Annotated in this window: 14 protein-coding genes and 1 pseudogene; 4 read left to right on the top strand and 11 right to left on the bottom strand. The window is 70.9% G+C overall.

The features are described 5' to 3' along the window. The first annotated feature begins 74 nt into the window (after positions 1-74). Positions 75-428: a DUF1428 domain-containing protein gene (locus V6M57_RS05185; RefSeq protein WP_332813920.1), complete on the top strand. Its 354-nt coding sequence runs from the start codon at positions 75-77 to the stop codon at positions 426-428. Here the strand turns inward: V6M57_RS05185 and V6M57_RS05180 are convergent. The 11 genes and pseudogenes from V6M57_RS05180 to V6M57_RS05130 form a co-directional block, all read right to left on the bottom strand. After that, positions 395-679, bottom strand: a pseudogene (locus V6M57_RS05180) (LmrA/YxaF family transcription factor); the annotation flags it as partial. The gene V6M57_RS05185 and the pseudogene V6M57_RS05180 overlap by 34 nt on opposite strands. 66 nt (positions 680-745) lie before the next feature. Then, on the bottom strand, positions 746-1738 hold the full coding sequence (locus V6M57_RS05175) for an acrylyl-CoA reductase family protein (RefSeq protein ID WP_332813918.1): 993 nt from the start codon (positions 1736-1738) through the stop codon (positions 746-748). Positions 1739-1790: 52 nt separating this feature from the next. Next, complete coding sequence (locus V6M57_RS05170) at positions 1791-2756, bottom strand: AEC family transporter (RefSeq protein ID WP_332813917.1); 966 nt, start codon at positions 2754-2756, stop codon at positions 1791-1793. A gap of 6 nt (positions 2757-2762) precedes the next feature. Further along, entirely contained in the window at positions 2763-3662 is a 900-nt protein-coding gene (locus V6M57_RS05165; RefSeq protein WP_332813916.1) for a DUF1932 domain-containing protein, read from the bottom strand. 9 nt (positions 3663-3671) lie between these two features. Then, positions 3672-4649 carry a tripartite tricarboxylate transporter substrate binding protein gene (locus tag V6M57_RS05160; protein WP_332813915.1) on the bottom strand — a complete coding sequence of 326 codons (978 nt, stop codon included), beginning with the start codon at positions 4647-4649 and terminating at the stop codon, positions 3672-3674. A gap of 54 nt (positions 4650-4703) precedes the next feature. Then, positions 4704-5408, bottom strand: a complete 705-nt coding sequence (locus tag V6M57_RS05155; RefSeq protein WP_332813914.1) for an ABC transporter ATP-binding protein — start codon at positions 5406-5408, stop codon at positions 4704-4706. Beyond that, the gene (locus V6M57_RS05150) at positions 5401-6180 is read right to left on the bottom strand and encodes an ABC transporter ATP-binding protein (protein WP_332813913.1); all 780 of its coding nucleotides are present in this window, start codon (positions 6178-6180) and stop codon (positions 5401-5403) included. Before V6M57_RS05150 ends, V6M57_RS05155 begins: the two co-directional genes overlap by 8 nt. Continuing rightward, the gene (locus V6M57_RS05145) at positions 6177-7205 is read right to left on the bottom strand and encodes a branched-chain amino acid ABC transporter permease (protein ID WP_332813912.1); all 1029 of its coding nucleotides are present in this window, start codon (positions 7203-7205) and stop codon (positions 6177-6179) included. Before V6M57_RS05145 ends, V6M57_RS05150 begins: the two co-directional genes overlap by 4 nt. After that, complete coding sequence (locus tag V6M57_RS05140) at positions 7202-8074, bottom strand: branched-chain amino acid ABC transporter permease (protein WP_332813911.1); 873 nt, start codon at positions 8072-8074, stop codon at positions 7202-7204. The genes V6M57_RS05145 and V6M57_RS05140 overlap by 4 nt, the downstream gene beginning before the upstream one ends. Before the next feature lie 181 nt (positions 8075-8255). After that, positions 8256-9431: an ABC transporter substrate-binding protein gene (locus V6M57_RS05135; protein WP_332813910.1), complete on the bottom strand. Its 1176-nt coding sequence runs from the start codon at positions 9429-9431 to the stop codon at positions 8256-8258. A gap of 181 nt (positions 9432-9612) precedes the next feature. Then, a complete protein-coding gene (locus V6M57_RS05130) occupies positions 9613-10350 on the bottom strand; it encodes a GntR family transcriptional regulator (protein ID WP_332813909.1) in 738 nt (245 codons plus the stop codon). Positions 10351-10502: 152 nt separating this feature from the next. Between V6M57_RS05130 and V6M57_RS05125 the strand changes: the two genes are divergently transcribed. The 3 genes from V6M57_RS05125 (at position 10503) to V6M57_RS05115 (ending at position 13855) form a co-directional block, all read left to right on the top strand. Then, a complete protein-coding gene (locus V6M57_RS05125; RefSeq protein ID WP_332813908.1) occupies positions 10503-11546 on the top strand; it encodes an aromatic ring-hydroxylating dioxygenase subunit alpha in 1044 nt (347 codons plus the stop codon). Between the two features lie 100 nt (positions 11547-11646). After that, entirely contained in the window at positions 11647-12603 is a 957-nt protein-coding gene (locus V6M57_RS05120; RefSeq protein ID WP_332813907.1) for a PDR/VanB family oxidoreductase, read from the top strand. Positions 12604-12742: 139 nt separating this feature from the next. Further along, positions 12743-13855 carry a 5-methyltetrahydropteroyltriglutamate--homocysteine S-methyltransferase gene (locus V6M57_RS05115; protein ID WP_332813906.1) on the top strand — a complete coding sequence of 371 codons (1113 nt, stop codon included), beginning with the start codon at positions 12743-12745 and terminating at the stop codon, positions 13853-13855. The last annotated feature ends 171 nt before the right edge of the window (positions 13856-14026 follow it).

The following is a 14026-nucleotide window of genomic DNA, read 5'->3' as shown; positions in this document are numbered from 1 at the left end:
TCGAGGGCGGCGGACCCGGTTCGTCGTACCTTCGGATGCAGCGGTTTGCCGCTGACCCTGCCAAGGAGACTCGCATGAACTACGTGGATGGATTCGTGGTCGCCGTCCCGACCGCCAACCGGGATCGCTACCTTCGCCACGCGCAAGCCGCTGCCGCCGTGTTCAAGGAGCACGGGGCACTGGCGGTCGTGGAATGCTGGGGCGACGACGTGCCGGAAGGCAAGCTGACGTCGTTTCCGATGGCGGTGCAGCGCAAGGACGACGAGACGGTGGTCTTTTCCTGGATCACCTGGCCCTCGCGCGCAGCCCGCGACGAAGGGATGAAGCGCGCCATGGCCGACCCGCGGCTGCAGCCGGAGACCAACCCGATGCCCTTCGACGGGAAGCGGCTGATCTACGGTGGCTTCGAGGTGATCGTCAGCGCCTGAAGGGCGGCCGGGGCGGGCGCGCCAGCCGGGACAGCCAGCGGCCCGCTTCGCGGAAGGCGTCGCCCGAATGCCCGGCGCGTGCGCACGTAGGCGCCTTCGATGCCCGTGAGCAGCAGGCTCGCGAATTCCGCCGCAGCCTTGGGGCCGAGCGACTGGAAGTGGGTGGCCAGCATCCCTTGCCAGGCCCCGAAGGTCTGCGCCACCACTTCGCGAAGCGGCTCCGTCTCGACGTCGAGGTCGAGCCCGACGCAGCCGAAGGCGCAGCTCTAGACCGGTTGGGCCTTGCTGCGCAAGGCCGCCGTACGGCGCTGTGAGCCTCAGGCGGCCGGTGCCTGCACGCGGATCACCGTGCGGCCCTTGATCTGCCCGCCCGCCACCGCATCGATCATCTTCGGCAGCTCCTCGAACGGATGCACCTGGGCGATGTTGGCGAGGTACCTGGGCCGCAGGTCGCTGCCCAGGCGTTGCCAGAGGTGGTCGCGCAGCGCGCGGTCGTTGTCGGAGTTCACGCCCACCAGGCGGACGCCGCGCAGGATGAAGGGCATCACGGTGGTGGTGAACTCCACGCCCAGCGCGTTGCCGATGCTGGCGATCACGCCGTCGCGCTGCATGGTGCGCGTGAGCCCGGCCAGCGCCTCGCCGCCCAGCGAGTCGACGGCGCCCTGCCACACCGCGCTTTCCAGCGGGCGCGTGCCCACCGGCAAGCTGGCGGCATCGACGACTTCGGCGGCGCCCAGGCCCATCAGGTAGTCGCGCTCGGCCAGCTTGCGGGTGGCCGCCACCACATGGAAGCCGCGCTGCGACAGCAGGTCGATGGCCACGCTGGCGACGCCACCGGAGGCGCCGTTGACCAGCACCTTGCCCTTGTCCGGCGCCAGGCCGTTCAGCTCCATCAGTTCCACCGCCAGCGCCGCGGTGTAGCCCGCCACGCCGATCGTGATGGCTTCCAGCGTGCTCATGCCCGCAGGCAGGCGATTGACCCAGCCGTCCGGGGCGCGCGCCAGCGGGGAGTAGCCGCCGTGGTGCGACACGCCGAAACCGTGGCTGTGCACGATCACGGGGTCGCCCGGCTTGAACAGCGGCGAGCGCGACGCGCGCACGGTGCCGGTGGCGTCGATGCCTCCGATGCAGGGGAAGCGCCGGATGACGGGCATCCTGCCGATGGCCGCCAGCGCATCCTTGTAGTTGATGCTGGCGTACTCCACCCGCACGTCCACTTCGCCGTCGTCCAGCTGCGATTCGTCCATTTCGGTGAACGCGGCGCAGACGCGGTCCTGCTTGGTGACCAGGTAAGCCTTGAACTTGTCCATGGGTGCTCCTTCGGATTCGGGGGGATCGCCCGATGCTACACAGCCGCGGCCGTCAGCGCGGCAGTTGCGGCAACGCCCACAACAGGGCCGTGAGGGTGAAGAAGGACGCCACCGTGGTGCCCAGCTGCGCGGCCGCCGCCATGCTGTCGTGGCCGTGCTTCTGGGCCAGGATCGGATAGATGCCCAGCATGGGCACGGCCGCCATCACCACCACCGTGACCTGCAGCTCGCGCGGCATCGGCGGCAGCAGCCAGACCAGGGCGAGCACCGCAAGGGGGTGCAGCAGCAGCTTGCCGAGGGCGACCGCGGAGACATCGCGCGCCATGCCCCGGGCCGGGATCCCCACCAGCGAGCCGCCGATCACCATCAGCGAAATGGCGGCGGTCGACACGGCGAACAGGTTCACCGCCTTGGCCACCGGTTCGGGCAGGTGCCAGCCGAACAGCGAGAACAGGAAGCCGATGACGATCCCATGGATCATCGGATTGCGGGCGACGCCGCGGGCCGACTGCCACAGCGCCGCGCGCAGGCGCCCGGCCCGCGTGCTGCCAGGCGCGGCGTCGCCCTGGTCGCTGTCGGCGATGGCCAGCGCCAGCGGCAGCAGCAGCAGGTTCTCCACCACCATCGCCAGCGCCAGGGCGACCCCGGCGGTGGAGGCGCCGAACAGCTGCAGCACCAGCGGAAAGCCGATGAAGCCGCTGTTCGGGCAGGACATGCCCATGCCCACGGTGGCGGCGCCCGACACGCTCTTGCCGGCCGCCTTGCGCGCCCACAGGATGCCGGCGCCCATCGCCACCAGCGCGCCGCCGCCGTAGGCCAGCACGAACACCGGCTCCAGCACCTCGGCCACGCTGCGCGAGGACAGCGCGTTGAACAGCAGCGCCGGCAGCGCCAGGTTGATCACGTACTTGCCGAAGAGGCGCATGTCGGCGCGCGCGAACAGGCCGGCGCGGGTCGCGACGTAGCCCACCGCCATCACCAGGTAGATCGGCAGCGTGATCGAGAGGACGGAACCCAAGCCGGATCAGCCTTTGCGCGCGGCGATCAGGCGATCGGCCCAGTCCTGCCAGGGCGCGTCCTTCGCAAGACCCTGGAACACGCCGGCGGCGGCCTGGTCGGCCACCCACTGCTGCTTGTCGGCGATGGCCGCCGCCATCAGCGGCGGGAAGCCCGCTTCGCGCACGGTGTTCGCCGACTCGCGCATCTCCTCGGCCCGACGCTGGCCGTGCTGCGCCACGCGGCTGAAGAAGTAGGCACCCTGCTTCGGCCAGTCGATGCCGGGGAAGGTCTCGGCCAGCGTGGGCAGCACGTGGTCCTCCACGCCGTACTGGCGCGCGGTGGCGTAGCTCTCGATCACCAGCGCCTCCAGGCCCTTGATCATCACGCTGCGGCACATCTTGATGGCGCTGGCCACGCCCAGCCGGTCGGACACCGCCTTCGCGTCCATGCCCCAGCCGCGCAGCAGTCCCGCGAGTCCGGCCGCCTGCGCGCCGCCCAGCAGCATGGGTACCCGGATGCCGTAGGGCGGCACCGAGGTCATCACGCCCGCCTCGACATAGTGGGCGCCGCGCGCGTCCACCCCCGCGGCGGCCTGCTGCTTGGTGCCGGGCGAGGCGGAGTTCAGGTCGAGGAACACGGTGCCGGGGCGCAGGTGCCGGGCAGCCTCCTGCGCGACGGCCAGGGTGCTGGACGCAGTCACGGCCGAGATCACCAGGTCGCTGGCCTCGCACAGCGCCGCCATGGAATCCTGCGCGATCACGCCGGCTGCACGCGCATGCGCGCGTTCGGCTTCGCGGCTGGCCGGCCGGGCGAACTTCAGGTCCCAGGCGCTCACCTGGGAGACGCCAGGCTGGTCCCTCAGGCCGGCCGAAAAGATCTTGCCGACCTCGCCGTAGCCGACCAGGCCGATGCGTGGCAATTGCATGCTGTCCTCCTATTGGCGTGGAATGCCGGCGCGGGCGATCACCTCGGCCCAGCGCCGGACGTCGGAGGCCAGGCGCTCACCCAGTTCAGCGGGCGTGCCGCCCTGCGCCTCCATGTTCAGGTTGGCCAGCTGCCGGCGCACCTCGGGGCGCGCCAGCGCGGCGTTGATGGCGCGGTTCAGGCGCCCGATGGCCTCCGCGGGTGTCCCGGCCGGGGCCGCCAGGCCGTTCCAGGATCGCACGCTGAAACCGGCGAGGGGGCCGCCGGCGGCGCGCGCCGGCGCCACGCCAGGCAATTGCGCGGCCTCGCGCTCGCCCAGCACCGCCAGCGGCCTCAGCGCGCCGCCGCGGATCTGCCCCATCAAGGGGCCGGCGATGTCGATCGCCGCCTGGAGCTGCCCTGCGCGCAGCGCGTGGACCACGGGCGGCGTGCCGTTGAACGGCACGACCTGGGCGTCCAGGCCGGCGGCGGACTTGAACAACTCGGCGGCCAGGTTCTGGGTGGTGCCGACCTGGGGCGTGCCGAGGTTCAGCCGGCCGGGATGGGCGCGCGCCCAGGCCAGCAGTTCCTGCAGCGTGCGAAAGGGCCCGCCCTCCGCTGCCACCAGCACCAGGTCGAAGGCGGCCAGCGGGGACACCGGCGCGAAGTCGCGCAGGGTGTCGAAGGGCAGCGACTTGAACAGGGCCGCGCTGACGGCCGTGCCGCTGGACACGAGCAACAGCGTGTGGCCGTCGGGCTCGGCTTGCGCGACCCGCTCGCCAGCGACCACGCCGCCCGCGCCCGGCCGGTTCTCGACCACGACCGGCTGGCCGAGGTCGGCCGCGATCGCCTGCCCCACGGCCCGGGCCGTCAGGTCGGCGGCGCCGCCGGCGCCGTTGGGCACCACGATGCGGATCGGCCGCGAGGGAAACGCCGCCTGCGCCCGCGCGGGCAGCGGAGCAGCCGCGAGGGCGCAGGCGTGCAGCAGGAACAGGCGGCGGCTGGACATCGGCGCGAGCTTAGGACATCCCGGCGGCCGGCCGCGGCCCGATGCCACGCCGCTTCAACGCGCCACGCCCAGCAGGCGGTCGAGCAGGCGGTCGTCGTCCAGCAGCCCGCGGGCCGTGCCGCTGTGCACCACCGTGCCACGATCGAGCACCACGGCGCGATCCGAGATCGCCAGGATGGCCTGCGGATGCTGCTCCACGATGATGGCCGACAGCCCCTCGTCGCGCGTGATGCGGCGGATGGCGCGCAGCAGTTCGTCGACGATGATCGGCGCCAGGCCCTCCAGCGGCTCGTCCAGCAGCAGCAGGCGCGGGTTCAGCACCAGCGCACGGCCCACGGCCAGCATCTGCTGCTCGCCGCCCGACAGCTGCGTGCCCAGGTTGCCCTTGCGCTCGGCCAGCCGCGGGAACATCGCGTAGACCCCGTCGGGCGTCCACCGGCCGGGGCGGGCCACCGCGGTGAGGTTCTCGTGCACGCTGAGCGACTTGAAGATGTTGCGCTCCTGCGGTACCCAGCCGATGCCGGCGCCGGCGCGATGGTGCGCGGGCAGCTTGTGCAGCGCCCGGCCGCCCAGCGCGATGCTGCCGGCGTGCCGCCGCGTGACGCCGGCCAGGGTGTTGATCAGGGTGGTCTTGCCGGTGCCGTTGCGGCCCAGCAGGGCCAGCGTGGCGCCCTCGTCCAGCGCCAGCGACACGTCCTGCAGCACCACGGCCTCGCCGTAGCCGGCGCTGAGGCCTTCGACCTTGAGCAGCTCAGGCATGGGCCGCCTCCGCATGGCGCTGGGCCTCGCCGCTGCCCAGGTACACCTCGCGCACCCGGGCGTCGGCGGCGATCTCCTCGGGCGTGCCCTCGGTCAGCACGGCGCCGTTGACCAGCACCGTCATGCGCCGGGCGAAGCTGAAGACCAGGTCCATGTCGTGTTCGATCAGCAGCACCGACACGTCGGCCGGCAGCGCGGCGACGGTCTGCAGGATTTCCTCGCGCTCGCCCGCCGGCACGCCGGCGACGGGCTCGTCCAGCAGCAGCACGCGCGGCTCGCAGGCCAGCGCGATCGCGATCTCCAGCAGGCGGCGCTTGCCGTAGGCCAGGTGCTCGGTGCGCTGCTCCATCACCTCGGCCAGGCGGAACTGCTCGAGCAGCTGCTCGCAGCGCGCGGCCACGCCGCGGTCGCGCCCCATCGCCTGCCAGACGCGGGCGCCGAAGCCGCGCTGCTGCGACACCACCAGGGCCAGCGTCTGCAGCGGCGTCATCGACGGGAACAACTGGTTGATCTGGAAGGTGCGCACCATGCCCAGGCGCACGCGCTGGTGCGGCGCCAGGCCGGTGATGTCGCGGCCCTCCAGCGTGATGCGGCCGGCGGTGGGCTCCAGCACCCCGGTCAGCAGGTTGATCAGCGTGGTCTTGCCGGCGCCGTTGGGGCCGATCAGGGCGTGGCGCGCGCCGCGCTGCAGGTCCAGCGTGACGTTGCTGGTGGCGGTGATGCCGCCGAACTTCTTCACCAGCCCCCGGGCGGAAAGGACGATGTCGCTCATGCCGCGCGCCCCCGCCCGAACCAGGTCCAGGGCCTGAGCAGCCGGTCGCGGCCGACCAGCACCAGCACCACCAGGAACAGGCCCAGCCAGAAGGTCCAGTACTGCGGCGTGATGGCGGACAGGAAGTCCTGCATCAGCTTGAAGACGATCGCGCCGAGCACGCCGCCATACAGCCAGCCGGTGCCGCCCACCACCAGGACCAGCAGCACGTCGGCCGAGCGGTGGAACTCGAACACGTCCAGCGAAGCGAAGCCGGTGGTCTGCGCCAGCAGCGCGCCGGCGGCGCCGGCCAGCGCGGCGGCGACGGTGTAGGCCACGGCCACGCGCGAGCCGACCGGGATGCCGACGGCCATCGCGCGCAGCCGGTTGTCGCGGATCGCCTCCAGCGTGGCGCCGAAGGGCGAGCGCACGAAGCGGCGCACGAGCAGGAAGCACAGCAGCAGCACCGCCAGCGAGTACCAGGCGGCCGTGCGGCCCATCAGGTCGAACTCGAACCGGCCGAGCACCGGGCCCATGACCACGCCCTGCAGCCCGTCGGCGCCGCCGGTGAGCCAGTCGAGCTTGTTGGCCAGCTCCAGCAGGATCAGCGCGACGCCCAGCGTCACCATCAGCCGGGACAGGTCGTTGCCGCGCTGCACGGTCAGGCTGGCGACCGCACCCAGGACGGTGGCCGTGGCGACGCCGAAGGCCAGCCCGGCCAGCGGGTCGGGCATCAGGTGCTTGGCGAACAGCGCCGCGCTGTAGGCGCCGAAGCCGAAGAAGGCCGCGTGCCCGAGCGACACGATGCCGGTGTAGCCCAGCACCAGGTCCAGCGAGATGGCGAACAGCGCCACGATGGCGATCTCGTTGACGATGGCCGAGTACTGCGACAGCAGCAGCGGCGCGGCGAAGGCCGCCAGCCACAGCAGCGGCTCCCAGGGGCGCCACCGGCCGGTGCGCAGCAGCGCCGCCTGGGCGCGCTCGCCGGACCGGGAGCCGTCCGGGCGGGGCGCGGCGGCGGGTTCGGCGGGCCGGACGGCGCTCATGCCTTGGCTCCCCGCGAGAACAGGCCCTGCGGCCGCCAGATCAGGATGACGATCATCAGCGTGTAGACGATGAAGGCGCCCAGCTTGGGGATGTAGTACTTGCCGGCCACGTCGGCGATGCCCAGCAGCAGGGCCGCCAGCAGCGGTCCGGTGATCGAGGTCGTACCGCCGACGGCCACCACGATCAGGAAATAGATCATGAACTTGAGCGGGAAGGTCGGATCCAGCCCCAGCACCTCGGCGCCCAGCGCGCCGCCCAGCCCGGCCAGGCCGCTGCCGAAGGCGAAGGTGGTGAGGAACACCACGTTGACGTTGATCCCGAGGCCGGCGGCCACGCGCTGGTCGTCCACCGCCGCGCGCAGGCGGCTGCCGAAGCGCGTGCGCGACAGCACGTACTGCAGCGCGAGCGTCAGCGCGGCGCAGACGGCGATGATGAACAGGCGGTAGTGCCCCATGCCCAGGCGCCAGTCGCCGGCCGCGAGTTCGGTGCGGCCGCGCAGCCAGTCGGGCAGCTGGATGATCTGCTGGGTGGAGCCGACGAAGTAGTCCACCGCCGCCACCGCCATGAAGGCCAGGCCGATGGAGAACAGCACCTGGTCCAGGTGCGGCTTGTCGTACAGGGGCCGGTACAGCGTCCGCTCCGCCACCGCCCCGAGCAGCGCCGGCACGATGAAGGCGACCGGCAGGCACACCAGGAAGGGCACGTCGGCGCGCTGCATCAGCAGCACCGTGATGTACCCGCCCGCCATGGCGAAGGCGCCGTGGGCGAGGTTGATGAAGTTCATCAGCCCCATGGTCACGGCCAGGCCGAGCGCCAGGATGAACAGCAGCATGCCGTAGGCGATGCCGTCGAAGAGGATGGTGAGCATCAGTTCCTTGTCATGGGCGCACGTGCCCGGAGCAACGTGTCATTGCGGGCTTGACCCGCAATCCATCACCTGCGGCCTGAACAGCGACGGGCGTTTGCCGACGTCGGGTGATGGATCCCGGCTTTCGCCGGGATGACACGGTGGGGCGGTGCCGGCCGCGGGCCGATGCCGCCGCGCCGTCTCACTTCGACTTTCCCGGGTCCTTCACGTCCTTGATCACGTCGAACTCGACGTTCCAGAGCTGGCCGTCCTTCTTCTCGACCTTGCGCAGGTAGACGTTCTGCACGACGTCGCGGGTCTGCGCGTCGATCAGCACGGGGCCGCGCGGGCTCTCGAACATCTGGCCCTTCATGGCGTTGACCAGGGCCTCGCCCTTGCCCTTGCCGCCGGTCTTCTTCACCGCCTCGTAGATCAGCCGCATGCCGTCGTAGCCGCCCACCGCCATGAAGTTGGGCCGCAGGCCGTTGTTGGCCTTCTGGAACGCCTCGACGAACTTGCGGTTGGCCGCCGACGGGTGCGCCGCCGAATAGTGGTGCGAGGTCACCACCCCCAGGGCGACGTCGCCCATCTCGCCCAGCTGGTCGTCGTCGGTCACGTCGCCGGTGGCGATCAGGCGGATGCCGGCCTTGTCCATGCCGCGCTCGGCGAACTGCTTCATCACCGCCGCGCCGGCACCGGAGGGCACGAACACGAACAGCGCGTCGGGCTTGAGGTCGCGCACCTTCTGCAGGAACGGGGCGAAATCGGGGTTGCGCAGCGGCACGCGCAGCGACTCGGGCAGCTTGCCGCCGTTGAGCACGAAGCGCTCCTTGAAGTACTTCTCGGCGTCGATGCCCGGGCCGTAGTCGCTGACCAGGCTCACCACCGTCTTGATGCCGTTCTTGGGCGCCCAGTCGGCCAGCGCCACCGACACCTGCGGCAGCGTGAAGCTGGAACGCACGATGAAGGGCGAGGCCTGGGTGATGCTGGAAGTGGCCGCGGCCATCACCACCAGCGGCGTCCTGGCCTGGGTGGCCAGCGGCGCGACGGCCAGCGCGGAAGGCGTGATGCCCATGCCGGCCAGCACGTCCACCTTGTCGTTCACCAGCAGTTCCTGCGCCAGCCGGCGCGTCATGTCGGGCAGGCTGGTGTCGTCCTTGACGATCAGTTCCACCTTGCGGCCGGCGACGGTGTCGCCGTTCTGCGCGATCCACAGGCGGGCCGCCGCTTCGACCTGGCGTCCGGTGGTGGCCTGCTGGCCGGTCATGGGCAGGATCAGGCCGATCTTGAAGGGCGCGCCTTGGGCGAATGCCAGGCCGCCGCCGCCGGCCAGCAGGGCCGCGCAGGCAGTGGCCCGCAGCAGGGTTCTCTTGTGCATGAAGGTCTCCTCGAAGGAAGGAAATGAACGCGGGCCGCGCATCCGCTGCCGGGCTGTGATTCTGGATAGCGCCGGTCCCCCGGCCAAGGCAGGGGCCTGTCTATCAGCTATCCCGGTTCAGCATAGCTGGCGGTGCGATATCCGGCGAGCGCAAGGCCCCGGCCCAGCCGGCAGGGGGATCTCAGGCGCGCCTGCGGATCAGGCGGACCGCCGGCATGCGGTCGAGATCGTGCGTCTGCACGGCCTCGCGCAGGTTGCGCTGCGCCAGGCGGGAGTGCTCGCGCATGATGGCTTCGGCGCGCGCGCCCTCGCGCTGCTCCATGGCCTCCAGCACCTGGCGGTGCTGGTCCTGGGCCACGATGAGCATGTCGCGGGCGCGGGCCGAATTGGCCTGGACGACCACGAATCCGGAGGGGGATGCAAAAGGCAGGCAGACGACCCGCTCGAGTTCGCGCGCCACCACCGGGCTGCCGGCCAGTTCGGCCAGCAGGGCGTGGAAGCGCTTGTTCAGGGCCACGTAGCGGAAGAAGGCCGCGTCGTCCAGCGCGGGCTGCGCCAGGACTTCGTCGATGCCGGCCAGGCACTGCCGGGCTTCGGCCAGCACCCCGGCCGGGGCGCCGCGCTCGGCGGCCAGCCGCGCGGCCAGGCCCTCCAGCGTCCCGCGCAGCTCGATCGCGTCGGCCACGTCCCGCTCGCTGAAGGTGCGCACCGCATAGCCCCCGTTGGGCAGGGCTTCCAGCAGCCCCTCCTGCTCCAGCCGCATCAGGGCCGTGCGGATCGGCGTGCGCGAAACCCCCAGCTTCTCGACGATGGCCAGTTCGGCGATGCGGCTGCCGCCCGGCAACTCGCCGGACAGGATCAGCTCGCGCAGCCGCAGCTGCGCCTTGACGGCCTGGGAGGCGGTCGCTTCCGTTTCCATGGGAACACTCGTCATGTATCCCTCGTCATGTATACATCTCCTGGCTAACGGCTGGATTTCCAGCCACTTTCTGGCAGTTTTGCGATTTTATGTATACAACCAGTATCCTGGTGGCACAATCCGGCCGATCCGACCCCCCTCCACGAAGCTGCATGTTTCCCAAGAACGCCTGGTACGTCGCCTGCACCCCCGACGAGATCGAAGCCAAACCGCTGGGGCGCACCGTCTGCAACGAGAAGATCGTCTTCTGGCGCCCGGCCCCCGGCCAGGTGGCGGCGGTCGAGGATTTCTGTCCGCACCGCGGCGCCGCCCTGTCGCTGGGCCGCGTCTGCGACGGCCAGCTGGTCTGCGGCTACCACGGCCTGGTGATGGGCTGCGAGGGCAAGACCGTGTCCATGCCCGGCCAGCGCGTGCAGGGCTTTCCCAAGGTGCGGGCCTACCCGGTGGCCGAGAAGTACGGCTTCATCTGGGTCTGGCCGGGCGATCCGGTGCTGGCCGACCCGGCGACGATCCACCACCTGGAATGGGCCGACAACCCGGCCTGGGCCTACGGCGGCGGGCTGTACCACATCGCCTGCGACTGGCGCCTGATGGTGGACAACCTGATGGACCTGACGCACGAGGCCTACGTGCACGTGGGCAGCATCGGCCAGAAGGAGATCGACCAGGCGCCGGTCGGCACCCGCGCCGAGGGCGAGCACGTGATCACCAGCCGCTTCATGGAGAACGTGATGGCCCCGCCGTTCTGGCGCGCCAACCTGCGCGGCGCCGGGCTGGCCGACGACGTGCCGGTGGACCGCTGGCAGGTCTGCCACTTCTACCCGCCCAGCCACGTGATGATCGAAGTGGGCGTGGCGCATGCCGGCAAGGGCGGCTACCACGCCGACGCGAAGGACAAGGTCTCCAGCATCGTGGTCGACTTCATCACGCCCGAGACCGACGGCACCATGTGGTACTTCTGGGGCATGGCGCGCAACTTCCGGCCGGGCGACGCCGCGCTGACGGCGCAGATCCGCGAAGGCCAGGGCAGGGTGTTCGCCGAAGACCTGGCCGTGCTGGAAGCCCAGCAGCGCAACCTCGCCACCTGGCCCGACCGCCGGCTGCTGATGCTCAACATCGATGCCGGCGGCGTCCAGGCGCGCCGCATCATCGACCGGCTGGTCGCGGCCGAGCAGCCGGCGAAGCTGGCCGCATGACAGCGCGAACCTGGCGCCCCGTCCCGCGAGGCAGGCGAACCACGTGCAGGAGATGGGTCGCGGGTCAGCCCCGCAACGGCATTCGGGGCACCATCCGGCCATGAGCGACATCATCGTCAAGGTCCTGCGCCGCAAGCAGGAAGCACAGGACATCGCCAGCTTCGAGCTGGTGCGGCCCGACGGCGGGCCGCTGCCGGCCTTCGGCGCCGGCTCGCACGTCGACGTGCACGTGCCGGGCGGGCCGATCCGCCAGTACTCGCTGTGCAACGACGACGGCGAGCAGCACCGCTACCGCATCGCGGTGCTGCGCGATGCCGCCAGCCGCGGCGGCTCGGCCGGCATGCACGAGCGCGTGCGCGAGGGCGACACGCTCGCCATCAGCGAGCCGCGCAACCACTTCCCGCTGGTGCACGTGCGGCGCACCGTGCTGCTGGCCGGCGGCATCGGCATCACGCCGCTGCTGTGCATGGCGCAGCGGCTGGCGGCGATCGGCGCCGACTTCGACCTGCACTACTGCACGCGGTCGGTCGGGCGCACGGCTTTCCGCGACGAGATCCTGGCCTCGCCCTGGGCCGGCCGCGCGCAATTCCACTTCGACGACGGCGAGGCGGCACAGAAGCTCGACCTGGGCGCCGCGCTGGGCGCACCGGACGCCGACACCCATGTGCACGTCTGCGGGCCGATGGGGTTCATCGACTTCGCGGTGCAGGGCGCCCGCGCGGCCGGCTTCCGGCCCGAGCAGATCCACCTGGAGTATTTCGGCGCGGCGCCGCAGGACACCCGCGGCGACGGTGCATTCGAGGTGAGGATCGCCAGCAGCGGGCAGGTGGTCACCGTGCCGGCCGACAAGACCGTGGTGCAGGCCCTGGCCGCCGCCGGCGTCGAGATCCTGACGTCCTGCGAACAGGGCGTGTGCGGCACCTGCCTGACGCGCGTGCTGGAAGGCGAATGCGAGCACCGCGACCTGTACCTCACCGACGAGGAAAAGGCCCGCAACGACCAGTTCACGCCGTGCTGCTCGCGCGCCAAGAGCCCGCTGCTGGTGCTGGACCTGTGAGGACCCTGCATGCCTCCCTCCCCGCTGGGAAGCCGGAGTGGGGGCATGCGTGGCCGCGGCGTGCCCCCTTCCCCCACCCTCCCCCGGGGGTGGAGGGAGTATCTTTGGCCAACCACGCAACCACCCCGAGGACACCCCCATGATGAAACTCCCCGCCCGCTTCGACCACGTCGGCAGCTTCCTGCGCCCGAAGTACCTGCTGGAAGCGCGCGAGAAGAAGGCCCGTGGCGAGATCACGCCCGCCCAGCTGCGCGAAGTCGAGGACAAGGCCATTGCCGAGGTGGTCGAATTCCAGCAGGGCGTGGGCCTCAAGAGCATCACGGACGGCGAGTTCCGCCGCACCTATTTCCACATCGACTTCCTGGAGCAACTCGGCGGCGTCAAGACCGACATCCCGGTCACCATCCGCAAGCCCGACGGCAGCGAGGAACTGGCCCCGCCGGTGATCCGCGTGATCGACAAGGTGCGCCACGCGAAGGACATCCAGAAGGCCGACTTCGAGTTCCTCAAGGCCCAGGTCGGCGCCGGCCGCACGCCCAAGGTGTGCATCCCCTCGCCGACCATGCTGCACTTCCGCGGCGGCCGCGCCGGCATCAGCAGGCAGGCCTACCCCGAGCTGGACCCGGTGTTCTACGACGACGTGGCCAAGGCCTACGGCGACGAACTGCGCTCGCTGTACGCAGCCGGCTGCCGCTACGTGCAGATGGACGACACCAACCTGGCCTACCTGTGCGACGAGAAGATGCGCGAGGCGGCGCGCCAGCGCGGCGACGATCCCAACGAACTGCCGCACCGCTACGCCAAGTTCATCAACAAGGTGGTGGCGCACAAGCCCGAGGGCATGCTGCTGGCCATGCACCTGTGCCGCGGCAACTTCAAGAGCACCTTCGCCGCCGCCGGCAACTACGAGCCGGTGGCCGAGGCGCTGCTCAAGGAGATGGACATCGACGCCTATTTCATGGAGTACGACGACGACCGCTCCGGCGACTTCCGCCCGCTGCGCTACCTGCCCAAGGGCAAGACCGTGGTGCTGGGCCTGGTGACCACCAAGTTCGGGCAGCTCGAGAGCAAGGACGTGCTCAAGCGCCGCATCGAGGAGGCCGCCAGGCACGCACCGCTGGAGCAACTGGCCCTGTCGCCCCAGTGCGGCTTCTCCAGCACCGTCCATGGCAACAACATCGCCGTGGAAGACCAGCGCAACAAGCTGCGGCTGGTGATCGAGACGGCGCAGGAGGTCTGGGGCGACGCCTGACCGGGAGTCTTGGCGGCCTCGAGCCGCAGTCGCCCGACAGGATGCGCGCCGGGTCGGCATGGCGGGCTGGCACCTGCCATGTCATTGCGGCCTCGAGCCGCAATCCATCTCCTGTCGTCCGAACACGTGCTGTGGCACACCGACGTCGGGAGATGGATCCCGGCTTGCGCC

It is taken from the genome of Ramlibacter sp., from assembly GCF_036676645.1.
Lineage (GTDB): Bacteria > Pseudomonadota > Gammaproteobacteria > Burkholderiales > Burkholderiaceae_C > Ramlibacter.
The sequence above is the reverse complement of the archived record's forward strand: the minus strand, read 5'-3'. Positions and strand labels throughout refer to the sequence as shown.